General features: G+C 62.2%; 20 protein-coding genes. 9 read left to right on the top strand and 11 right to left on the bottom strand.

Going from position 1 to position 23054, the window contains the following annotated elements; all coding sequences use genetic code 11:
* Positions 1–16 precede the first annotated feature (16 nt).
* The 4 genes from GBK02_RS05735 (at position 17) to GBK02_RS05720 (ending at position 2799) form a co-directional block, all read left to right on the top strand.
* Positions 17–616, top strand: a complete 600-nt coding sequence (locus GBK02_RS05735; protein ID WP_239003186.1) for a cob(I)yrinic acid a,c-diamide adenosyltransferase — start codon at positions 17–19, stop codon at positions 614–616.
* Positions 613–897 (top strand): DUF1330 domain-containing protein, encoded by a 285-nt coding sequence (locus GBK02_RS05730; RefSeq protein ID WP_203468780.1) that lies wholly within the window; start codon positions 613–615, stop codon positions 895–897. Before GBK02_RS05735 ends, GBK02_RS05730 begins: the two co-directional genes overlap by 4 nt.
* An 82-nt stretch (positions 898–979) precedes the next feature.
* Positions 980–1801, top strand: a complete 822-nt coding sequence (locus GBK02_RS05725; protein ID WP_203468779.1) for a crotonase/enoyl-CoA hydratase family protein — start codon at positions 980–982, stop codon at positions 1799–1801.
* A gap of 365 nt (positions 1802–2166) precedes the next feature.
* Positions 2167–2799 carry a hypothetical protein gene (locus GBK02_RS05720; protein WP_203468778.1) on the top strand — a complete coding sequence of 211 codons (633 nt, stop codon included), beginning with the start codon at positions 2167–2169 and terminating at the stop codon, positions 2797–2799.
* A 481-nt stretch (positions 2800–3280) separates the two neighbouring features.
* Here the strand turns inward: GBK02_RS05720 and aroG are convergent, their stop codons facing one another.
* The 6 genes from aroG to GBK02_RS05690 all read right to left on the bottom strand — a co-directional run bounded on the left by aroG (position 3281) and on the right by GBK02_RS05690 (position 12096).
* Positions 3281–4360 carry a 3-deoxy-7-phosphoheptulonate synthase AroG gene (aroG, locus tag GBK02_RS05715; protein WP_203468777.1) on the bottom strand — a complete coding sequence of 360 codons (1080 nt, stop codon included), beginning with the start codon at positions 4358–4360 and terminating at the stop codon, positions 3281–3283.
* 64 nt (positions 4361–4424) lie between these two features.
* Complete coding sequence (locus GBK02_RS05710; RefSeq protein WP_239003184.1) at positions 4425–5207, bottom strand: type IV pili methyl-accepting chemotaxis transducer N-terminal domain-containing protein; 783 nt, start codon at positions 5205–5207, stop codon at positions 4425–4427.
* 98 nt (positions 5208–5305) lie between these two features.
* Positions 5306–5926 (bottom strand): c-type cytochrome, encoded by a 621-nt coding sequence (locus tag GBK02_RS05705; protein ID WP_203468776.1) that lies wholly within the window; start codon positions 5924–5926, stop codon positions 5306–5308.
* Between the two features lie 29 nt (positions 5927–5955).
* Positions 5956–7401: a metalloprotease TldD gene (gene tldD / locus GBK02_RS05700; protein WP_203468775.1), complete on the bottom strand. Its 1446-nt coding sequence runs from the start codon at positions 7399–7401 to the stop codon at positions 5956–5958.
* Between the two features lie 10 nt (positions 7402–7411).
* Entirely contained in the window at positions 7412–8221 is an 810-nt protein-coding gene (locus GBK02_RS05695; protein ID WP_203468774.1) for a carbon-nitrogen hydrolase family protein, read from the bottom strand.
* Entirely contained in the window at positions 8218–12096 is a 3879-nt protein-coding gene (locus GBK02_RS05690; RefSeq protein WP_203468773.1) for a YhdP family protein, read from the bottom strand. The genes GBK02_RS05695 and GBK02_RS05690 overlap by 4 nt, the downstream gene beginning before the upstream one ends.
* A 102-nt stretch (positions 12097–12198) precedes the next feature.
* Here GBK02_RS05690 and glnE point away from each other — a divergent pair, with 102 nt between their 5' ends.
* Complete coding sequence (gene glnE, locus GBK02_RS05685) at positions 12199–14907, top strand: bifunctional [glutamate--ammonia ligase]-adenylyl-L-tyrosine phosphorylase/[glutamate--ammonia-ligase] adenylyltransferase (RefSeq protein WP_203468772.1); 2709 nt, start codon at positions 12199–12201, stop codon at positions 14905–14907.
* Positions 14908–14977: 70 nt separating this feature from the next.
* On the opposite strand, the gene mscL is transcribed toward glnE, so the two are convergent.
* Entirely contained in the window at positions 14978–15406 is a 429-nt protein-coding gene (gene mscL, locus GBK02_RS05680; protein ID WP_203468771.1) for a large conductance mechanosensitive channel protein MscL, read from the bottom strand.
* An 80-nt stretch (positions 15407–15486) separates the two neighbouring features.
* Positions 15487–16656 carry a pyridoxal phosphate-dependent aminotransferase gene (locus tag GBK02_RS05675; RefSeq protein ID WP_203468770.1) on the bottom strand — a complete coding sequence of 390 codons (1170 nt, stop codon included), beginning with the start codon at positions 16654–16656 and terminating at the stop codon, positions 15487–15489.
* 181 nt (positions 16657–16837) lie between these two features.
* On the opposite strand from GBK02_RS05675, the gene mtnA reads away from it, so the two are divergent.
* Genes mtnA through GBK02_RS05655 form a run of 4 tightly spaced genes read left to right on the top strand, consistent with a single transcriptional unit; the run spans position 16838 to position 20562 of the window.
* Entirely contained in the window at positions 16838–17926 is a 1089-nt protein-coding gene (gene mtnA, locus GBK02_RS05670; protein ID WP_203468769.1) for an S-methyl-5-thioribose-1-phosphate isomerase, read from the top strand.
* Between the two features lie 34 nt (positions 17927–17960).
* Complete coding sequence (locus GBK02_RS05665; RefSeq protein ID WP_239003251.1) at positions 17961–18548, top strand: class II aldolase/adducin family protein; 588 nt, start codon at positions 17961–17963, stop codon at positions 18546–18548.
* On the top strand, positions 18545–19531 hold the full coding sequence (gene dmeF, locus GBK02_RS05660; RefSeq protein WP_203468767.1) for a CDF family Co(II)/Ni(II) efflux transporter DmeF: 987 nt from the start codon (positions 18545–18547) through the stop codon (positions 19529–19531). Before GBK02_RS05665 ends, dmeF begins: the two co-directional genes overlap by 4 nt.
* Positions 19531–20562 (top strand): RNA methyltransferase, encoded by a 1032-nt coding sequence (locus tag GBK02_RS05655; RefSeq protein ID WP_203468766.1) that lies wholly within the window; start codon positions 19531–19533, stop codon positions 20560–20562. The genes dmeF and GBK02_RS05655 overlap by 1 nt, the downstream gene beginning before the upstream one ends.
* 1 nt (position 20563) lies before the next feature.
* On the opposite strand, the gene GBK02_RS05650 is transcribed toward GBK02_RS05655, so the two are convergent.
* Genes GBK02_RS05650 through GBK02_RS05640 form a run of 3 tightly spaced genes read right to left on the bottom strand, consistent with a single transcriptional unit; the run spans position 20564 to position 23030 of the window.
* Positions 20564–21307, bottom strand: coding sequence for a flagellar brake protein (locus tag GBK02_RS05650; RefSeq protein WP_203468765.1), 744 nt, complete (start codon positions 21305–21307; stop codon positions 20564–20566).
* Complete coding sequence (locus GBK02_RS05645; RefSeq protein WP_203468764.1) at positions 21304–22167, bottom strand: NAD(P)-dependent oxidoreductase; 864 nt, start codon at positions 22165–22167, stop codon at positions 21304–21306. Before GBK02_RS05645 ends, GBK02_RS05650 begins: the two co-directional genes overlap by 4 nt.
* A complete protein-coding gene (locus tag GBK02_RS05640; RefSeq protein ID WP_203468763.1) occupies positions 22164–23030 on the bottom strand; it encodes an NAD(P)-dependent oxidoreductase in 867 nt (288 codons plus the stop codon). The genes GBK02_RS05645 and GBK02_RS05640 overlap by 4 nt, the downstream gene beginning before the upstream one ends.
* Positions 23031–23054: the final 24 nt, after the last annotated feature.

Here is a 23054-nt window from a genome sequence, read left to right as displayed (position 1 = left end):
CAACGAGGAGAAACCAGTGAGCAACACCGGGAACAGCGAACAAGAAACAAGCAGCGAACGCAAGGGCAACCGCCTCTCGAAGATCGTCACCCGCACCGGCGATGCCGGCACCACGGGGCTCGGCGACGGTAGCCGGACGACCAAGGACAGCCTGCGCATCGACACCATCGGCGAAGTCGATGAACTCAACTCCAGCCTCGGCCTGCTGCTCTGCGAAGAGTTGCCGGAAAAAGTGCGCGCCGCCCTGCTCGACATCCAGCACGATCTGTTCGACCTTGGCGGCGAACTGTGCCTGCCGGGCATGAGCGTGATGAAGGACGCCCAGGTCGCCCGGCTTGAGGAACTGGTCGAAGACTTCAACGCCGACCTGCCGATGCTCAAGGAATTCATCCTGCCCGGCGGCACCCGTCCGGCGGCCATCGCCCACCTCTGCCGCACCATCTGCCGGCGCACCGAGCGCTCAATGGTGCGCCTGAACAATGCCGAGGCGCTTTCCGAAGCCGCCCGCCGCTACGTCAATCGACTCTCCGACCTGCTCTTCGTGCTTGGCCGCGTACTCAACCGGGCCGGCGGCCGGGGCGACGTGCTGTGGCAAAAAGGCAAGAACGCCGCATGAGCGCCTGCGTCATCGGCCACATCACGGTCAAGGATGCCGACAAATGGGCGCAATACCGCGCTCAGGTGCCGGCAACCATCGCCCCGTGGGGGGCCGAACTGGTCTTTCGCGGCCTGACCGTGAAGGTACTGGCCGGCGAACATGCCCACACCGATACCGTCGTCATCCGCTTTCCCGACCAGGCTTCGGTCGATGGCTGGTATCAATCGGCGGCATACCAGGCCCTGATCCCGCTGCGCGAACAGGCCGCCGATCTGGTCCTGATCAGCTTTAGCGATTGACCTCACCGATTGCGGCGCCCCACTTCACCGGGCGCCGCCGCTTCGGTTAAGCTTCTCCGCACAAAAAAACAGGAGACAGCTCATGCAACAACCCACACTGACCACGATTACCCTCAGCCTCGACCAGGGCATCGCCGAAATCCGCCTCAACCGGCCGGACAAATCGAACGCGATGAACGATGCGATGTGGCAGGAAATCCGCCTCGCCTTCGACTGGGTAGACGCCACGCCGGCAGCGCGTGTCGCCATCCTTGCCGGCGAAGGCCGCAACTTCTGCGCCGGTATCGACCTGAGCATGCTCGGCAGCATCCAGCAACGCATCGCCCACCCCGACGGCGCACGCAGCCGCGAAGCCCTGCGCCGCCTGATTCTCGACCTGCAGGATTGCCTGAGCAGTCTCGAACGCTGCCGCAAACCGGTGCTCGCCGCCATCCAGGGCGCCTGCGTCGGCGGTGCGCTCGATCTCGTCACCTGTTGCGACATGCGCTACGCCTCGCCGGAAACCATTTTTTCAATCAAGGAAATCGACCTCGGCATGGTCGCCGACGTCGGCACACTGCAGCGCCTGCCGCGCCTGGTCGGCGACGGCATGGCCCGCGAACTGGCTTACACCGGGCGCAATGTCGACGCCGCAGAAGCCGAACGCCTCGGCCTGGTCAACCGCGTTTTTGCCTCACCGGAGGCGTTGACCGCAGGCGTCCACGCCCTGGCCGCAACGATTGCCACCAAATCCCCCCTGGCCACCCGCGGCCTCAAGGAAGTCATGAACTACAGCCGCGAACACAGCGTGGCCGACGGCCTCAACCACGTCGCCGGCTGGAATGCCGCCATGCTGCTCTCCGGCGACCTCAACGAAGCTATGCTCGCCCAACGCGAACGACGGGCGGCGAAATTTGTGGATTGAGGTTGGGTAACGCAAAGGTGGGGAGCACGGGGATGGCTGTTCAGCCAATGTGGTTGTTATGCCAATCCAGTAGACCGCCTGCTACCGGCCAACTGCCGCCGTTCGACACTCCGGGGAAGCTGCCATTTGAATGACTGCTGTATCTCGGAAGGTGCCTGAAGACTAATTCACACAACTCGGCCATTGCCTATGTTCAGCGTATCGCCAAAGAGGATCGTGAGCACATTGCCAGGACGATCGCCAGATGGGTGTTGGCCATCGCCGCTGCACTGACCATCAAAATCCATTGGCCAGGAAATTGAGGCAATGCAGACTTGTTGGCGCTTCAAAATTGACACAAGCTACACCGCAAGGGAGAAAAACACATGAAACAGACGTTGACCGCAGGATTGTTGCTGCTCGCCGTGGGGGCTGCCCCGGCGCAGGCGCTGGAGTCGCCCTATTTGCCGTTGGCGCAGGCGGGCGGTGGGCCGCTGGTGCTCAAAGAAGACCCGGCAAAAGACCCCGTGTTGCTCGAACTACTTGGCAAGTTCAACAAGAAAACAGCACTGGAAAAGTTGCCGATACTTACCATTAGCCAACGCGAACGGATCATGGGCTATTACAAGCTTGCGCGATCCCAGCCGGATATTAGTGATCGGACGGTTGCTAACGGCGTGAGCGGAATGGTGCTTGGTTATGTGGAAATCGACGATGTTCGCCGCTTTGTTGATGAGTATGCGAAAACCGGAAAGCTGCCGAAGGGGCTTCCACTTCCCTATGCGAACTTCAAGGGAGCTTCGGAGAAATTTCCTTGGGCGGAAATCTATCTTGCGAATGAGCTATCAAGTACGAAGAAACTGGATGAACAGATTGGGGTAATTTTGGATACAGTCATTGCGGATGCCGATAGGCGGAGTGAGGAAGCCGATAGGCGGAGTGAGGAAGCCCGGAGGCAGGGCGAGGATGCCCGAAAAAGCATTGAGCTGCTTAAACAACTTCTCAAGGCTGTGAAATAGGCACCCTATGGCGCGTGATCTTCCTCAAACGGAGCGGCCCCAGGTTGAGCGCTGGCTGGTGGTTGGCAATGAGTCAAGTTGATGGCTGTCACGATTAGCCAACACTCGATACGGCTATGGGTCAGCTATCCCGGGCAAAGCGGCCGATTGGAGTTCCCGAATTGGAGGTCCGCTTTGGTCGAGGAGTTCGCGTTCGGCCAACGTTTTGAACGACCGCAGTCAGTAAGCTGCCGTTGCGCTGCCCGACAGGTAAAGATCCGCTAAGGGCACGAAGCAGCCCGTATCCACTGTTACACCCAACGACCACCCAAGCCGTGTATTGACCCAGCCGAACTGAACACATAAATCACCCAGACGCCGTAAAAAGCGAGAGCAAATACTGCAGAAAAAAAGCCACATCCCCTCACAGGATGTGGCTTTTTCATTTCTTACTGACAGCGGGGAATTAAGTCACTCCCCGCTCATCCGGCGTAAAAACTGCTTACTCGGCGGCCTTGGCTGCGCGACGGGCGCGGACGGCGGCGGCCAGTTTTTCCAGCACGAGCAGGCTGTCGTCCCAGTTGATGCAGGCATCGGTGATGCTCTGGCCGTAGGTCAGTTCCTTTTCAGGCGAGAGATCCTGACGGCCTTCGACCAGGTGGGATTCGACCATCACGCCGACGATACGGTCTTCGCCGCTGTTCAGCTGTTCGCAGATGCTGTCATTGACTTCCATCTGCAGCTTGAACTGCTTGCGGCTGTTGCCGTGCGAGAAATCAACCATCAGCCGTGCGGCCAGACCGGCCTTGGCGATTTCGGTGGCGGCAGCGTCAACGCTGGCGGCGTCATAGTTCGGCTCCTTGCCGCCGCGCAGGATGACGTGGCAGTCCTCGTTGCCCATCGTCGACACGATGGCGGTGTGACCGGACTTGGTGACCGACAGGAAATGGTGCGGCGAATTGGCCGAACGGATGGCGTCGACCGCGATACGCATGTTGCCGTCGGTGCCGTTCTTGAAACCGACCGGGCAGGACAGGCCGGAGGCCAGTTCGCGATGCACTTGCGACTCGGTGGTACGCGCCCCGATGGCGCCCCAGGCGATCAGGTCGGCAGTGTATTGCGGGGTGATGGTATCGAGGAACTCGGTGGCACAGGGCAGATCGAGTTCGTTGATGTCGAGCAGGATCTTGCGTGCCAGGCGGATGCCTTCGTTGATGCGGAAGGTGTTGTCGAGGCGCGGGTCGTTGATCAGGCCTTTCCAGCCCACCGTCGTGCGCGGCTTTTCGAAATAGACACGCATCAGCACGACGAGGTCGTCGGCATATTTGCCGGCCTCCTTGGCCAGTTTCCTGGCGTAATCGAGCGCCAGGTCGTAATCGTGAATCGAGCAGGGGCCGATCACGACCAGCAAGCGGTCATCGGCACCGTGCAGGATGCGGTGGATCGCCTGGCGTGCGGCGTAGGTGGTCTGTGCGGCGCGATTCGACAGCGGGTATTCGCGGAAGACGTGAGCCGGCGGAACCAGTTCCTTGATTTCCTTGATGCGAACGTCGTCAGTATTCGGTTTGCTTTGCGGCGTCATGGCCAACCCCAGTAAAAAGCCTGAAAACCTGGCATTCTACCGGATCGGCATGGAAGATTCAGGCTTAGTGCGGCAAGCGCTCGTACAAGGTAACCACCGATTCCATTTCTTCGAGGATACGTTCGCTGGTTGTCGCCACCGCGGTCTGCGGACGATTGTCGGCGCCGCTTTTCTGGCCAAGGGCATTTTCGAAGAAGAACCACTGCTGGCCAACCAGCCCGAGCGCGTCCTTGAGCTGCGGCGTGTTGACCGGCGAAGCCAGCAATTCGGCTTGCGCATCGGCGAATTCACGCCGTGCCTTGCCCAGCCCGGCCGAGCTATTGGCATCGCCGACCCCCCAGGCCATCGCCTGGTAATACTTGGCCATGCGCTGCGACAACATGCGCTGGCGGCCGGAGAGATTGAGCAGGCGACCGGCGGTCGTGCCGGACCGTTTTTCAAGCAGCTCGGTGCCCTGATTGGCCAGTAACAGGACTTCTTCAGACAGGGCAAGCACCTTGCGGCCGTTATCGGGCGAAGACGGCGCACCGAGCAGGATGTCCTTGTAGGCCAGCCAGGATTTTTCAAGCTTGAGGTAGGTCTCGCGAATCTCCGGCGTCGGCGCAAAACCTTTCAATTCAACCAATTGGCGATCAAACAGAGCCACCGAGACATCCAGCACCTTTTTGCTGCGGTCGACATCGATTTTCTGGCCAATCTGGAAATAAGCCTTGGCAATACGCTGTGAAAGCATGCGCTGGCGCCCGGCCTTGTTGATGGCTGAATTGATATCGCTGATCTGGGCGGTCGCCTCAGGTGAGGGAAGGCAAAGCAGGCATGCCAGGAAGAGGCCAAGCAGATATTTCACAATGAATCCATCGGGAAAATGCGATGCGCGAGCTTAAGGGCTGGCGTTACATATTTGCCATGATCTGCATCAACCGTGCCGAAGCCGACACAATCAATTCAGGGAAGCTGGGTCAGATAATGGGCGATGGCAACGATATCTTCGTTCTTCAGCGGCGCCGTCGCGATCGACATCAACTGGTTGTTGCGCACCCCGGTCTGGTCACGATAGCGCGTGATCGACGTCTGCAGATAAGGTAGCTTCTGGCCGGCCAGTCGAGGATAGGCATCGTTGCCATGCGCCTGCTCACCATGACAGCGAACGCACAATTTGTCGAACAAGCCCTTGCCGCGGGCAACCTGAACCGGATCGGCCGACGAGGGACGAACGCTGACCCCGGCGTAAAACAAGGTGATCTGGAGGCGCTCATCGTCCTTGAGCACCTTGATCAGGCCCTGCATGAAGGGATCCTTGCGTTCGCCACTGCCGAACTTGCGAATCTGCTCCAGCAGGTAAGCCGGATTTTGTCCGGCCAGGTTGGGGACTTCCGGCGACTTGCTGATGCCGTCTTCACCATGGCAATTGGCACAGAAAAACGACGCTTTCTTGCCGGCTTCGACGGCCTGCTTGAGGGCAGCAGGGTCAGCCGAAACTGATTTCAGGCGCTCTTGCAGCGCCGGCTGGGCATGCGCCATACCGCTTGCGGCCAAGATTCCCAGCACATAAAACCAAGACCGCATGACACCAACCCCTTCAAAATGACTACATATTATGCCGTACCACCCACCGTCAGTCCATCGATACGCAAGGTCGGCTGACCGACACCGACCGGGACGCTCTGGCCATCCTTGCCGCAGGTGCCGACACCGGGATCAAGCTGCAGATCGTTGCCGATCATCGAAATGCGCGTCATCGCATCCGGCCCGTTGCCGATCAGCGTCGCCCCCTTGATCGGGCGCGTCACCTTGCCGTCCTCGATCAGGTAGGCCTCGCTCATCGAGAAAACGAATTTTCCGCTCGTGATATCGACCTGCCCGCCACCGAAATTGGCCGCGTAGATGCCCTTCTTGACCGATTTGATGATTTCCTGCGGATCGTGCTCGCCGGCCAGCATCATGGTGTTGGTCATGCGCGGTAGCGGCAGGTGAGCGAAGGATTCGCGCCGGCCGTTACCGGTCGGGGCAACGCCCATCAGGCGGGCATTCAGGCTGTCCTGCATGTAACCCTTGAGAATGCCGTCCTCGATCAGCACGGTGCGCTGCGTCGTGTTCCCCTCATCGTCGATATTCAAGGAACCACGGCGATCGGCAATGGTGCCATCGTCGATAACGGTGACGCCCTTGGCGGCGACGCGCTGGCCAACCCGGCCGCTGAACGCCGAACTGCCCTTGCGATTGAAATCGCCTTCCAGGCCATGACCGACCGCTTCGTGCAGCAGGATGCCGGGCCAACCGGAACCAAGCACGACCGTCATTTGCCCGGCTGGCGCCGCGTCGGCGTGCAGGTTGATGACGGCCTGATGAACCGCTTCCTTGGCGTAGCGCTGGAGCACTTCGTCGTCAAAATAGGCAAAATCGAAACGACCGCCGCCACCGGCACCACCTTGTTCGCGCTTGCCGTTTTCCTCGACAATCACCGACACCGAGCAACGGACCAGCGGGCGAATATCGGCTGCCAGGCGACCATCCGAACCGGCCACCAGGACGACATCGTATTCACCAGCCAGCGAAGCCATGACTTGAACGACACGCGGATCGAGCGCCCGGGCAAAACCTTCGAGCCGTTCGAGCAACTTGACCTTGGCTTCGGCCGGCAAGGAGGCGATCGGGTCGTTGGGCAGATACAGCGCACGTGCCGCGGTCGACGCCTTGAAAGCCGGCAAAATGCCATTCTGGCCAGCGGCGGCAATCGCCCGAACGGCCGCAGCGGCATCATTCAAGGCCAGCGCACTGATGTCATCGGAGTAGGCAAATGCGGTCTTTTCACCGGAAATGGCACGCACCCCGACCCCTTGGTCGATATTGAAACTGCCCGACTTGACGATGCCTTCATCCAGGCTCCACGCCTCGGAACGGGAATACTGGAAGTAAAGGTCGGCGTAGTCGACCTGATGCGTCAGGATCTGACCGAAAGTGCGCGACAAATCGCCTTCATTCAGCGAGAAAGGGGTCAGCAGCAGCGATTCGGCCTGGGCCAGTGCGCTTTGTGAATTCATTGAAGCTCCGTCAGAGAATACGGTGGGCGAGCGCCGGCAGGCTCTCGCGGATTTCGGCAATGCGGGCGTGATCGAGGTCGGCGATGACAACGCCCGGCCCCTTCATCTTGCGGTCGAGGATTTCACCCCAGGGATCGACAATCATGCTGTTGCCGTGGGTCATTCGGCCATTTTCATGCTGGCCGCCCTGTCCGACCGCGAGCAGGTAGCATTGGTTCTCGATGGCGCGGGCGCGCAGCAGGATTTCCCAGTGCGCCCGGCCGGTCGTATCGGTGAAGGCGGCCGGCATCAGGATCAGGTCGACCGGCCCGAGCGAGCGGTACAGCTCGGGAAAACGCAGGTCGTAGCAGATCGACAGCGCGATGCGGCCAAACGGCGTATCGACCGCGACCGGTGTATCGCCCGGCTCGATGAAGGCCGATTCGTTGTACGCCTCGGCTCCCTTCTTGAAGCCAAACAGGTGAATCTTGTCGTAGCGCGCGACGCAATCGCCGCCATCGTTGAAAACCAGCGTGCTGTTGCGCATCTGGTGCGGCTGCGTCGCGGTCAACGGGATGGAACCGGCAATAATCCAGACATCGTGCCGCGCCGCCGTGGCCGCCAGCCAGTCCTGCACCGGACCGTTGCCAAACTGCTCGCGCGCCCGGACCCGGTCCGCATCGGCCGCGCCGATGATCGGAAAATACTCCGGCAGCGCAACCAGTTGCGCCCCCTGATCGACCGCCTCGGCAACCAGGCGCCCGGCCACTTCCAGGTTATCGGCCACGCGCGGCCCGGAAACCATCTGTAAAGCGGCTATCCGGCAGTTTTTCTTGATCACGGCTTGTTTCCTTCTTCAGCGGATGATTTGACCTCGGGGGCAGGTTCTCCAGCCTTGTCGACCAGCGGATCGCTCCAGCTGCCGGTGACATGATAACGGTAGCTGAACAGGCGATTGAGCGGCTTTTGCAGCACGGTATTGGCGACCAGCGCCGCCGCACCAACCACCGGATTGACCAGCGCCGCCGCACCAACTGCCGCCAGACCGCCCAGTTCGGGGCGAACAATGACCTGCAAATCCTGCGTTTCGGCCCGTAGATCGGTTTCACCGCGCATTTCGATCTGCGCTGCCGGACCGGAAATGCGCAAAGGTTCAGTCGTCCGCATGATGCCCTTGCGCACCGACAGACTGCCCTCAATGCTGTCGAAAGCCAGCCCGTCGCTGAAAATATCGCGGAAATCGAGGGTCAGGCGACGCGGCAACGATTGCAGCGAAATCAGCCCGAGCAACTTGCCGACGCCCGGCTCCAGCTTGTTGAACTGCCCTTTTTCAGCCAGCACATTCATCTGCCCAGTCAGCGACGGGTAATGGATAGCCGTCAGCGGCCCGCTCCACTGCAGGTCGCCGCTCAGCTTCGCGGTTCCCCGGCGGACAGCATCGACATAGCCAAGACGGGCAAGCAGCTTGCCGGCATCGGCCGAATTCAGTTCAAAATTCATCCGCGTCTGGTGGCGCCCGGCATTCAGCCAGGTCGCCCGCCCCTTGAGGCTGCCGTCCGGATTGTGCAGGCTGAAGTTGTCGAGATTCCAGGCCCCCTTGTCGTTACGCGCCCGCAGCTCCAGCTTGCCCAGCGCCTTTTCGCCGATATAAAAGTCGTCGACCGCGAGATTCATGCCGGGCAGCGAGTTAACCAGTTCGCTGTGTCCATCGCCGCCCTCGCTGGCAGGGCGGATGACCAGACGCTTAAAACTGCCCTCGACCCAACCCTCACCAGCGCTGCGCCAGAAAATATCGCCAACCGCATCGCGCGTATTCAGACCGATCTGCCAGCCGCCATCGCGCGGCCTCAGGGTACTTTCGACCTGGCTGTAATCACGCCCGAACAAATGCAGGCGCGGCGTTTTCAGAGTCAGCAGACTGAGCGCCAGCCCGCCTCCCGAAGTGCTTTCCTGAGCCGAGCCGGCCGGAATGAAATTCTTCCAGGCATCGGCATCGATCTGTGGTGCAGCGACACGCACCGCCAACCCCTTTTCCGGCAGGCGCAAATCGGCCTCGCCCACGGCAAAGACCCCGCGCTCCCAATTTCCCTGGCGGCGCACCATCAGCCCCTGAGCCACCTTGCCCAGGACGATCCGGTATTGCTCGCGCGTGGCATCCGGCGCACTGCGTTCGATGCGCAAGGGCAAGGCCGTCGTCGCATTCTTGTTGAGCGGATCGGGCAAGGGAGAGCTGACGCCCAGCAAGTCGGACTCGATGACGAAATCGGCATTCCGCTTGCGGATCGCGATATCGGCCTTCCAGCCGGCGCTGCCGGTCAGATGCTCCATCAGCGGAAAGCCGAAATGCCGATGCACCTCGGCCACATTGGCCGTGCCGCTCGCCACGACCCCCACCTTGTCGCCGGCACTTTTGACATTGACCTTGATCGGCCCGCCAAAAACCTTGCCGACAATATCCTGCGCCGCTACCGTATTTTCGGTCAGCACCAGGCGACCATTGACCTGGGTGATCGGCGGTAATGCCGCAAGCGGCTCAAGCACGTTGTTCTGAAAACGATAATCGCCGCGCATCCGGGTATCGAGCGCGTGACGCAAGGGAATATCGAGTTCCAGATTGAGCCGGCCACTGCCCGTTGCTTTCATGCCATCGGTGAAATGATCGATGGTCGCCGCCACCGGGCTACGCTCGATGAATTTGAAAAACTCGCTGGTCGGCCCCTGCGCCACGCCGCGCACCAGGAGCATTTCTTCGTGCGATTCGAAATCGGGCAATTCAACCGTCACTGCCGACAGCTTGGCCCCCAGGATGGCGCCCTTGTCGGCTTCGATCTTCATGCCGACACCGAAAGTCATGTTGGCGTCGATATTCTCGATGGTCGGCCAGCCAGCCACGTAATCGACCTTGGCATCGGCCGCCTTGGCGGTGACGATGAACTGGCCCTTGCTTGCATCGCGGAAGGGGAAATCCCGGAGGTTGCCCTTGAGCACCAGACGGCCATCGTAGCCGCGTCCGGCGACGATACCGCGCCGGATCCAGTTGCGTGCTTCGGCATTGACGGCATGCGGCATGTAGCGCCAGACCGCCCGGCCATCGGCGCGGTCGACCGTCGCCAACAGGTCGATTTCACCCGGACCATCACCGCTGTAACGGTAAGTCCCGCGCGCCGAACCGGCCGCCTCGGGGCCGGCGAAATCGAGTTTTTCCAGCTTGATATCGACCGCATCGGCGGTTGTTTTCCAGTTCAGACGGGCTTTCAGGCTATCCAGCGCGATATCCGGCACGGGAAACACTGCCGGCAGCGACAGGCCGGAGGTTCCTGCATCGAAACTCAGTTCGCCGCCCTTCTCGGTCAGATCGAGTTTGCCGGTGATCCCCAAAGCACCAGGCACATAACCATCGGCCCGGATGCCCATCTCACTGAACGCAGCCTTGAGGGCATAGCGCTTGAGTTCTTCACCCTCTAGGCCCCAACTGGCGCGCAATTCGGCAATCCGCCCTTGCGGCTGGTGCTTTTGCAACAACTCGCGACTGCGCGCATCGAGCGGCATGTAGGCCGCCAGGCGGGCAAGAATCGAGAGATCGAGAAAACTGGCACTGGCATTGCCGTTGACCGCGGCAGTCTGGGCATTCTGGCGCAGATCGACCTGGAAATCGGTCGGTGCGATACGCAAACCATCCAGCGTCAGCAGCTCGACCTTGCGCCCGGCCAGCATCCACTGATCCGCCTTGTAACGCCCTTCGAAGCGACCGCGCAGGCTGGCCAGATCGAGTTCGGGCAATTTCTTGCCGAGCCTGACGCGCAACTCTTCGAGCGCCACGTCGGCCGTCACCTTGCCATCGCCTTCGGCCAGATCGCCCCAGACGCGAATCGCACCGCGGCCTTGCGGCAGGTGCACCGGGTAATCGACCCATTTTTGCCAGCCGGCCAGATCGGCGTAATCCAGCTCGACAAAAATCTTGCCCTTGAGCAACTCCAGCGCCTCACCGAGATCGCCACGCACCTCGCCACGAATGTCGATGCGCGCCGCCAGTTCGGCCGGTGGAGCGGCAGAGAGCCCGAAACGATGGCGCCGGCCGCTGTTGTCCAGCCCGAACTGCAATTCCTCCAGCGCCAGCGGCGGCGCCTTGCGCAGGCGATCCTCCCAGACGATGCTGGCATTACGGATGCGAATGTGTTTTTGCTGCAGCACCCACTCGGCAAAGGCCGGATCGCTCTCGCCCTCAGTATCCAGCCCGGCCACGGTGATCTTGCCGCTGCTTTCCCGCCGGACATGCAGTACCGGCCGCTCGAAGGCCAGCAAATCAAGGCGGATCTGCAAGCGCCACAAACTTTCCCAGGACAAGACGCTCTCGACGCTGGCCAGCGAAAAAGCCGGCACGCCATTGCGGTCAAGCAGCAGCACGTCATTCAACACAAGATCGGGATTCAGCCCTTCCCAGCGCGCCTCGATACGGCCGATGCGCACCGGCTGGCCGATGGCGCGACTGGCCGCTGCCTCGATTTGCGGCTGGTAGGCCGCCACATTCGGCAGAACGGCATAGCGCAGGGCGAGAATCAGTGCTGCGAAAACCAGCCAGGCAGCGAACAGCAGCCAACCGAGCAGACGCACTGTCGGATGGGCCAGCACGGGCCATAGCCAGTGCAGCCGATGGTAGACCGTGGCACGCACTTGCTGACGGGATTCAGCGCAGGACTGAGCGCTTTCGCTATTCACGCGTCAAACCGTTTTGCCAGAATGGGTAATAGATCACTACAATCAAAAATTCGGTAAAACCCGCATTCTATCCTTTTCGGCCGACCTGCCGATTGAGCAATCATGGACAACACACTCGACCCACGCTGGCAAGCCGCCCTGGCTCACAGCCGTTACCTGGCCAATCAGCTTCAGGCGAACCCCGGCCTGATTCCGGAACTGGCTGCCACCTGGCTTGCCCCACTCTCCGAAGACCTGCTGCTGGCGCCGCTCAAGCAGGATTTCGCCGATGACGATGCAGTCAAGGCGGCACTGCGCCGACTGCGCCATCGCGCCATGTGTCACATTGCGCTGCGCGACCTGTGCGGCCTGGCACCGCTCGGTGAAATTGTCGAAAGCATGACCATGCTGGCCGACGTGACGACCAACTTCGCGCTCGACCATTACCACCGCCAGCTCGTCGCCACCTACGGCGAACCACTCGACAAGGCCGGCCAGCCGCAGCGCCTGCTGATCATCGGCATGGGCAAGCTGGGCGGGCGCGAGCTGAATGTCTCGTCCGACGTCGATTACATCTTCATCTACCCGGAAGAAGGCGACACCGCCGGCCCGAAGAGCATCGAGAACTACGATTTCTTCACCCGTCTCGGCAAGCGGGTGATTGCCGCACTCGGCGAATTGACAGCGAACGGCCAGGTGTTCCGCGTCGACATGCGCCTGCGCCCGAATGGCGACTCCGGTCCGCTGGTCTGCTCGCTCGATGCGCTGGAGAACTATTTCATCACCCAGGGCCGCGAGTGGGAACGCTACGCCTGGATCAAGTCGCGCGTCATGAACGCCGGCCCGAATGCCGACGGTGCGGCGCTCGGCGAATGGATGGCGGCGCTACGCCGCATTTCCCGCCCCTTCGTCTTCCGCAAATACCTCGATTTCGGCGCGATCAACGCCATGCGCGACCTGCACGCCCAGATTCGCCGCGAAGTGGCGCGCAAGGACATGGCCGACCACGTCAAGCTCGGCCCGGGCGGCATTCGCGAAATCGAATTCATGGCCCAGGTCTTCCAGCTGATTCGCGGCGGACGCGATCCCGGCCTGCAAATCCGCCCGACGCTTTCCGTGCTCAAATTGCTCGTCGACCGCAAGCTTCTCCCGGCTGAAACTGAAATCGAGCTGCGCGAAGCCTATGTTTTCCTGCGTCGCCTCGAACATCGCCTGCAATACGTCGAAGACAAGCAGACGCACATGCTGCCGACCGATCCGGCCGGCCAGGCCAGCGTCGCGCAGAGCATGAATTTCGCGGACTGGGCGAGCATGCTGGCCGAGCTGAACGCCCACCGCAACAAGGTCAGCAAGCATTTCGAAGCCGTTTTTTCCGACCCGGAAGCCGGTGAACACCCGCTGACCGGCTTGTGGATGAGCCAACTCGACGAAGACACGGCGATCGAAGCTTTCGGCAATCTCGGCTTCCGCCGGCCGAAAGATGCCATCGCCCGGCTTGCCGAACTGCGCGACTCGAGCCGCTACCAACAATTGCCGAGCACCAATCGCTCACGGATCGACGCCGTCGGCCCGCGCCTGATCGAAGCGGCCGGCGCAACCAGCGACCCCGATACGACACTGGTTCGCGGCCTCAATTTCCTCGAAGGCATCGCCCGGCGCGGTGCCTACCTGGCGCTGCTGCAGCAGTACCCGATGGCCCTGCGCCGCGTCGCCGACATGATCTGCGCCTCCAGCTGGGCGACCGAATATCTCAACCGCTACCCGCTGCTGCTCGACGAACTGCTCGACCCCCGGCTTTACGAAATTGCCACCGACTGGGCCGGCTTCCGCGAATCGTTGCGCCGCACGCTGGCTGACCATGCCGGCGACACCGAACGCGAGATGGATATCCTGCGCGAAGTGCATCACGCCCAGGTTTTCCGGCTACTCGCCCAGGATCTGGCCGGGCTGCAAAGCATCGAACATCTCTCCGACCACCTGACCGAACTGGCCGACACACTGGTCCAGGAAACCCTGCCACTGTGCTGGAGCACAATCAAGAAACGCCATTGCGACGTGCCGAAATTCGCCGTCATCGGCTACGGCAAGATGGGCGGCAAGGAACTCGGCTACGCCTCCGACCTCGACATGGTTTACCTGTTCGATGACGATGCGCAGGACGCCGACGAAAACTACGCCCGCCTCGGCCAGCGCCTGAATTCGTGGCTATCGAGCCAGACCTCGGCCGGCATCCTGTTTGAAACCGACCTGCGCCTGCGCCCGAACGGCGATTCCGGCCTGCTCGCTGTCTCGGTCGACGCCTTCCGCGACTATCAATTGAAAAACGCCTGGGTCTGGGAACACCAGGCGCTGACCCGCGCCCGCTTCTGCGCCGGCGATCCGGCCGTCGGCGCACGCTTCGAGGCGATCCGCACCGAAATCCTGCGCCAGCCGCGCGACATGGCCGTACTCAAAGCCGAAGTCATCGCCATGCGCCAGAAAATGGCCGATGCCCACGCTTCGCACAGCGAAACCGAGTTCGATCTGAAGCACGACAGCGGCGGCATCATCGATGTCGAATTCATCGTCCAGTACCTGATTCTCGGCCACGCCCACCAGCACGCCAGCCTGACCGGCAATCTCGGCAATATCGCCCTGCTCAGGATGGCCGCCGAACTCGGCCTGATCGATGCCGGACAAGCCGACGCGGCGGGCAATGCCTATCGCGAGTATCGCCGCCTGCAACACGCCAAGCGACTGAGCGCCACGCCAGCCGCCCGAATCGAGCGCGAGCCGATCGAAAAGCACATCGCTGCGGTCAACCTGCTGTGGAAGGCTGTTTTCGGGGAATAAACCGACGGCAGCAGAAATTGCAGAAATAAAAAAGCCGCTCGAAAGCGGCTTTTTAATCGGGCTGAAAAACTTACTTTTTCAGCGCATCGCGGATTTCACGCAGCAGCGTGATGTCTTCCGGCGTCGGGGCCGGCGCCGGTTCGGCAGCCGGAGCAGCCGGCGTACGCAGGCGGTTCATCTGCTTGATCATGATGAAGATGATGAAAGCCAGGATGATGAAGTTGACCAGGATGGTCAGGAAAGAACCGTAGGCAAAAACCGGGATGCCGGCTTTCCTGATTTCGGCCAGCACCGTCAGGTTGTTCGGATTGTCGCCGAGCACGACGAAAAGATTGGAAAAGTCCAGCTTGCCGACCACCCGGCTGACCAGCGGCATGATCAGGTCACCGACGATGGAGTCGACGATCTTACCGAAAGCACCGCCGATGATCACGCCGACGGCGAGGTCCATGGCGTTGCCCTTGACTGCAAATTCCTTGAATTCCTGAAGCATGCTCATACCGGTTCCTCTGTTGAATGTTGTGTAATGGCGGGATTATTCTCGGCCGCCCCGGCCAGCGTCAAGCCGCCATTCATAATTTAACGCGGCTTCACAAATGCTTTACACAGGCGCTCGGCCGCGGCCAGCAGCGTTTCCTCTTTCTTGGCGAAGCAAAAGCGAACCACGCGGTCGTCATGGCCGTCGGCATGAAAAACCGAGACGGGGATCACGGCAACGCCGACTTCCCGCGTCATCCATTCGGCAAAGGCGCGGTCGGGCAAATCGGAAATCGCGCTGTAGCGCGCCAACTGGAAATACGTGCCGCGACAGGGCAGCAATTCGAAAGGCGTTGCCGCCAGCAGATTGCGGAAGAAATCGCGCTTTTCCTGATAGAAGCCGGCCAGCCCGAGATGCCGCGAAGCATCCTGCATGTACTCGGCCAACCCCAGTTGCGACGGCGTGTGCACCGTGAAGACGTTGAACTGATGCACCTTGCGGAATTCGGCCATCAGTTCGGCCGGGCTGACGACGTAACCGATTTTCCAGCCGGTGATGTGGTAGGTCTTGCCGAAGCTGGAAACGATGATGCTGCGCTCGGCCAGTTCGGGATGGGCGCAAAGGCTGGCGTGTTTTTCGCCATCGAACAGGATGTGTTCGTAAACTTCGTCGGAGAGCACGACGATATTCGTGCCACGCAGCAATTCGACCAGTTTGTCGAGGTCGACCGCAGTCAGCAGGCTGCCGGTCGGGTTGTGCGGCGAATTGAGTACGATCATCCGCGTCTTCGGCGTGATCAGTTGTGCCACCTGCGCCCAGTCCGGCGTGTAGTCGGGAAACTGCAGGCGGGCATAAACCGCCTTGCCGCCGACCGTTTCAATCGTCGGGACGTAGCTGTCGTAGACCGGATCGAAGACGATGACCTCATCACCCGGCCGGACAAAGGCGGCAATCGCCGTAAAAAGGGCCTGCGTCGCCCCGGCCGTCACCGTAACTTCCGACTCGACGTCGTAACGCGGACCGTACAACGCAGCGACCTTGTCCGAAATGGCCTGGCGCAGTTCCGGCATGCCGGCCATCGGCGCGTACTGGTTGCGGCCCTGGCACATATGCTTGTGCACCGCGTCGAACAGCGCCGGATCGGCCTGGAAGTCGGGAAAGCCCTGCGACAGGTTGACCGCGCCGCACTCGGCTGCCATGCGGCTCATCACGGTAAAGATGGTCGTGCCCATCTGCGGGAAACGGGAGTCGATCTGGAGAGAGGTTTGCATGCTGCGGTCCACGGTCGGAAAGGGGCAAATCTTGCGGCATCCGGCGTCATTCAACAAGTCTCGGCCCGCCCCAGCGGCGAAGCGATGGCGTGAAATTGCAAGCAACACTTCCTAGGCCGGGCCGGGACCGGCAAAATGTCGGCTGTGGCGAAATTTCGCCTGAATCAATCCCACGGCAAACATGAACATCAACGGTATTCCGACCCGCACCCTGCGCGCCCATCCCGAACAGCGCGTCATCGACATCATCGACCAGACGCGGCTGCCGCATGCGCTGCACTGGATTCGCGTCACGACGCTGGCCGAGGCGGCACACGCCATTCGCGCCATGCAGGTACGCGGTGCGCCGCTGATCGGCGCAACCGCGGCTTACGGGCTGGCCATTGCGCTCGGCACCGCAGCCGACGATGCCCATCTGGCCGAAGCAGCAGCCCTGCTGCGGTCGACCCGGCCTACGGCGGTCAATCTGCACTGGGCGCTGGCGCGCATGGAAAAAGTGCTGCAAACCATCCCGCCCGAGTTGCGTTGCGCTGCAGCCTGGGCCGAAGCCGAGGCGATCGCCGAGGAAGATGTCGCCCAGAATGCGGCCATCGGCCAGCACGGCCTGAAGCTGTGGAACGACTTGATCGTCGCCGACGGCCAAACGCTGAACATCATGACGCATTGCAACGCCGGCTGGCTGGCGACCGTCGATTGGGGCACAGCCCTGTCACCGGTCTACGCCGCGCACGATGCCGGGGTGCCGGTGCATGTCTGGGTCTCGGAAACCCGGCCGCGCAACCAGGGGCTGCTCACCGCCTGGGAACTGGAACAACACGGCGTACCGCACACGCTGATTGCCGATAACGCCGCCGGCTTGCTGATGCGCAGCGGCAAGGTCGACGCGGTGATCGTCGGCGCCGACCGTATCGCCGCCAACGGCGACGTGGCCAACAAGGTCGGCACTTATCTGAAAGCCCTCGCCTGCGCCGACAACGGCATTCCCTTCTACGTTGCTGCGCCGCGCTCGACGCTCGATTTTGCCTGTGCCGACGGGGCCGATATCCCGATCGAAGAGCGCGACGGCGACGAATTCCGCCTGGTCCACGGCCTGGACCAACACGGCCAGCCCGCCGCCCTGCGGCAATTGCCGGCCGGCGAAGATGTCGCCAACCCGGCCTTCGACGTGACGCCCAACTGGCTGGTCAAGGCGATCATCACCGAACGCGGCGTCTGCCCGGCCAGCCAGGCCGGACTGCTTGCGCTCTACCCGGAAGAAGCCGGTGTCTGACCCGCGCCAGCAACTGATCGCTACCGCCTGCGCGATGGGTCCGGCCGGGCTGAATCGCGGCACATCCGGCAATGTCAGCGTGCGCAGCGGCGACGGTTTTTACATCACGCCAACCGGCATGCGCTACGAGCAACTGCTCGCCGACGACATTCCACTGATGGCGCTCGACGGTTCGCATCAAGGCCGGCGCAAGCCCTCTTCCGAATGGCGCTTTCACCGCGACCTCTACGCCACGCGCCCGGAAATCGGCGCCGTGCTGCACGCCCATTCGCCGTTTGCCGTCAGCCTGGCCTGTCTGCGCGCCGACATTCCGCCCTTCCATTACATGATCGCCCGCTTCGGCGGCGACACCATCCGCTGCGCCGATTACGCCATTTTCGGTTCGGAAGCCCTGTCGACCGCAGCACTGGCCGCGATGCAGCAACGCAAAGCCTGCCTGCTGGCCAATCACGGCCTGCTCGTCGCCGGTCGCGATCTCGACGAAGCCCTGGCGCTGGCCGGTGAACTCGAAGAGCTTTGCGAACAATACTGGCGCGCCTGCCAGCTCGGCCAGCCTATCCTTTTGTCCGGCGACGAAATGAACGCCGTGCTGCAACAATTCGCCACTTACGGACAACAATGAAACACGATCTTTCCCGCTGGCTGCACGACCATCAATTCAGCCAGGGCAACGCTGCGGCTGAACGCAGCACGCGCCTCGTGATGTGGATCACCATCGCCACGATGCTGCTCGAAATCGTCGCCGGCTGGTGGTTCAACTCGATGGCCCTGCTGGCCGACGGCTGGCACATGAGCTCGCACGCGCTGGCCATCGGCCTGGCCGCCTTCGCCTACGGCGCGGCGCGCAAGTACGCCAACGACCCGAGCTTCGCCTTCGGCACCTGGAAAATCGAAATTCTGGCCAGCTACACCAGCGCCATCGCCCTGCTCGGCGTGGCCGGCCTGATGGTGGCCGGCTCGCTCGAACGCCTGTGGTCGCCGCAAACCATTCACTACCCCGAGGCGATTGCCGTCGCCGTGCTCGGTCTCGCGGTCAACCTCGCCTGCGCGCTGATTCTCGGCCATTCGCACGAGCATCACGATCATGGACATGGCCACGATCATCACCACGGCCATGATCACGCACACGACCACCACCATCACGAAGACCTTAACCTCAAGGCCGCCTACATCCACGTCATCACTGACGCAGCCACCTCGGTGCTGGCCATCGTCGCCCTGCTCGGCGGCTGGTTCTACGGCTGGGACTGGCTCGATCCGGCGATGGGCCTGGTCGGTGCCGTGCTGGTGGCGCTGTGGGCCAAAAACCTGCTGCTCCAGTCCGGCCGCGTGCTGCTCGACCGCGAGATGGACCACCCGGTCGTCGAGGAAATCCGCGAAGTGATCGCCAGCCTGCCGGCTGCCGGCCAGACCGAACTGACCGACCTGCACGTCTGGCGCGTCGGCAACGGCGCTTATGCCTGCGCGCTCAGCGTGTTGACCCACGACACCACCTTGCAGGCGCTGGATATCCGCCAGCAACTCGCCATCCACGAAGAAATTGTGCATGCGACCATCGAAATCCATCGCTGCGACACCTGCGGCGACATCCCGGCCCAAGCCTGATGCGCATCGAAGAAATCCGCCAGCAGCTGCGCGCTGCCGGCGCCAAACCCTGCCATGAAGAACGCGTGTTGCGTGCCTGGACCCAGTTGGTCGGCCTCGACACCCGACACCGCAAGGCCGAGGATTTCCTGCCGCTGGCCGTACGCAACCTGCTGCCGGAACTGACCGCACAACTCGACGGCCTGGTCCGTCTACGCTCCGAACACCCCGGCGAGGATGGCTCGGCCCGCCTGCTCGTCGAACTGGCCGATGGCCAGACCGTCGAAAGCGTGCTGTTGCCGCGCGACGGGCTGTGCGTTTCGACCCAGGTCGGTTGCGCCGTCGGCTGCCTGTTCTGCATGACCGGCCAGGAAGGCTTGCTGCGTCAGGTCGGCAGCGCCGAAATCGTCGCCCAGGTGATTCTCGCCCGGCGTATGCGCAAGGTCAGCCGGGTCGTTTTCATGGGCATGGGCGAGCCGTCGCACAATCTCGACAACGTGATGGAAGCGATTGAAACGCTCGGCACCTCGGCCGGCATCGGTCACAAGAATCTGGTTTTCTCGACGGTCGGCGACCGCCGTGCCTTCGAACGCCTGCCGCAGGGACCGGTCAAGCCGGCACTGGCCTTGTCATTGCATACGACCCAGGCCGATCTGCGCGCCAGGCTGCTACCCAAGGCGCCGCGCATAGCCCCGGACGAACTGGTCGAACTGGGCGAGCAATATGCCCGCGCCACCGGCTACCCGATCCAGTATCAGTGGACGCTGCTGGCCGGCGTCAATGACAGCGACGAGGAACTGGAGGGCATCATCCGTCTGCTCAAGGGCAAGTACGCGATGATGAATTTCATTCCCTACAACAGCAACGAAGGACTGGGTTTCGAGCGCCCGTCGGCGGCACGCGCCGGCGAAATGGCCGGACGCCTGCACCAGAGCGGCATCCTGGCCCGCCTGCGCGATTCGGCCGGACAGGATGTCGATGGCGGTTGCGGGCAACTGCGGGCGCGCAGCGAAGCGCCGCTCAAACGGCACATGCCGCTCAAGCCGGCCTGAATCAGCTCAGTTCGTGGCGCTCGTGCTCGACCCGCACGATATAGCGTTGAATGCGGTTCTGGTCGGCAAAGGGCAGGTCGCTGAAATGCAGGCCGATACGCCAGTGCAACTGCCCCGAACGCGCCGTCTGCTCGGTCAGGTGATGCACCGACACGGCGGCAAACAGCGGGCCGCTGTCTTCCGGTAGGGTGATCCGGCAATTTTCCATCTTCTGGCCGACGATCAAGTCATCGGGCAAGCTTGCTGCGGTCAACCCGATGCCGGAGACCGAAATGTCGTTCGCCGGCAAATTGAGTAGCGCACCGCCCGGCAAGCGTCCGAAAAACTGCAAAGGCTGAACGCGCGGCGTTTCGACACGGAAATCCTCGCGCCGCTGCAAACGCACCAGCACCTTGGGCAGCGTCACGACAAAGGCCCGGGCGCCCTCAAAATTGACGTCCATCGCCGGGCCAGCCGAAAACTGGACCTGAATGCCGCCGGGCCGCCCGACGAACAGGTTTTGCTCGCTCTCACGGAAGCGACGATTCAGCTCCGGGCTTCCACTGCAATCGAAAACCAGCTGCCCCTTGTCCGGCAAGACACCGAGCAGGCGGGTCGGGAATGGTTCGCGTTCCGGGCCGAAAAGAACCGTGAATGGCGTACGTTCGCGACCGAAGCCAAGCAACATGAACTGGATTTCGGTCCGCCCGGTGATATGGAAACGCGCCTCGATTTCCGCTTCGGACAATTGGGCAATCTGGCTCATGCCGGCCCCGGCATTTCGAGCACGCGCAACAGCGACGAGGTGTCGTCGCGCCCCCAGCCTTGCGCCATCAAGGCGTTCAATTGCTGGCCGACGGCTGCGGTCAACGCCACCGGAACGCCACTTTTGCGTGCCGCCTCAAGCACCAGACCGAAATCCTTGTGATGCAGGCGCGCCTCGATGCCGGCCGAAAAATCGCGGCTAACCATACGCTCGCCCATCACATCGAGCACGCGCGAAGCCGCCGAGCCGCCAGCCAATGCCTGTTTGACTGCTGCGCAATCGACCCCGGAGGCGGCCGCCAGATGCATCGCCTCGGCCGCAGCCTGAATGGCCGCGACCATGATCATCTGGTTGCACGCCTTGGCCACCTGACCGGCGCCATTCGGGCCGACATGAACAATCCGCTGGCCGAGACAGTCAAGCAGTGGACGAACCCGTTCCAGCACCTCGGCCTGGCCGCCAGCCATGATCGCCAGCGAGGCATCGATCGCGCCCTGAACGCCGCCGGACACCGGGGCATCCAGCATCTCGACGCCCTTTTCCCGCAGTCCGTCGGCAATCCGGCGCGCCGCATCCGGCGCAATGGTCGAACAATCGACCAGCACCGAACCCGGCGCCATGCCTTCGATCAGCCCGGACTGGCCGAGCGCGACGGATTTGACATCGGCGCTCGACGTGATCACGGTAAACACGACCTCGCAGGCCCGGCCCAATTCGGCTGGCGTCGCACAGACCGTCGCCGGCAAATCGCCGACCGACTCAGGGCGCCGTGCCCAGACGTGCAAGTCATGCCCGGCACGCTGCAGATGCAGCGCCATCGGACGCCCCATCACGCCCAGGCCGATGAAACCGACTTTCATGCTTGTCCCGACAGGCTTTCAAGCAACTTGAGCACGGCAACGGAATCTTCCTCGCCGTGGCCGGAGCCAACCATGGCGTTGAACATCTGCGCCGTGGCTGCCGACCCCGGCAGGCAGAGGCCCAGCTCATGCGCCGTCTGCATCACGATGTTCAAATCCTTTTCATGCATCCAGCTCTTGAAGCCGGGCTTGAAATTGCGGTCCAGCATACGTTGACCGTGGTTTTCGAGGATTTTCGAGTAGGCGAAACCACCGAGCAGCGCCTCGCGTACCTTGCTGCGGTCGACCCCGTTCTTGGAGGCAAAAGCAAAAGCTTCGGCGACGGCCAGCACGCCCATGCCGGTAACGATCTGGTTGGCCGCCTTGGTCACCTGCCCGGCACCGCTGTCGCCGACGTGCACGATGTTCTTGCCCATGCACTCAAAGGCCGGGTACGCCGTGGCGAAGGCCGCCGCAGAGCCGCCCGCCATGATCGACAGCGTGCCGGCAATGGCCCCGACCTCACCGCCGGAAACCGGCGCATCCATGAAATCGATCCCGGCCGCCGCCAGTTCGGCGTGAATGGCGCGCGCCGCAGCCGGTGCGATGGTGCTCATGTCGACCGCGACCAGTCCGGGGCTGGCGCCCTGCGCCACGCTACGCATGACTTCGGCGACATCCGGTGCATCGGCCACCATTGAAACCAGCAATTCATTACCCCGCGCCGCCTCGGCCGGGCTGGCTGCGGCAATCGCGCCAGCCTCGATCAGGGGCTGCATGGATTCGGCGCGACGCGCCCAGACGGTCACTGTATGACCACCCTTGATGAGATTGAGCGCCATCGGGCGCCCCATGATGCCAAGGCCGACGAAACCGATTTTCATGCTGGACTCCGAGTCAGTGAGGCT

The sequence above is a fragment of the Dechloromonas sp. TW-R-39-2 genome (assembly GCF_016864195.1).
In the GTDB taxonomy this organism is placed as follows: domain Bacteria; phylum Pseudomonadota; class Gammaproteobacteria; order Burkholderiales; family Rhodocyclaceae; genus Azonexus.
This window is presented reverse-complemented; position numbering and strand designations above follow the sequence as displayed.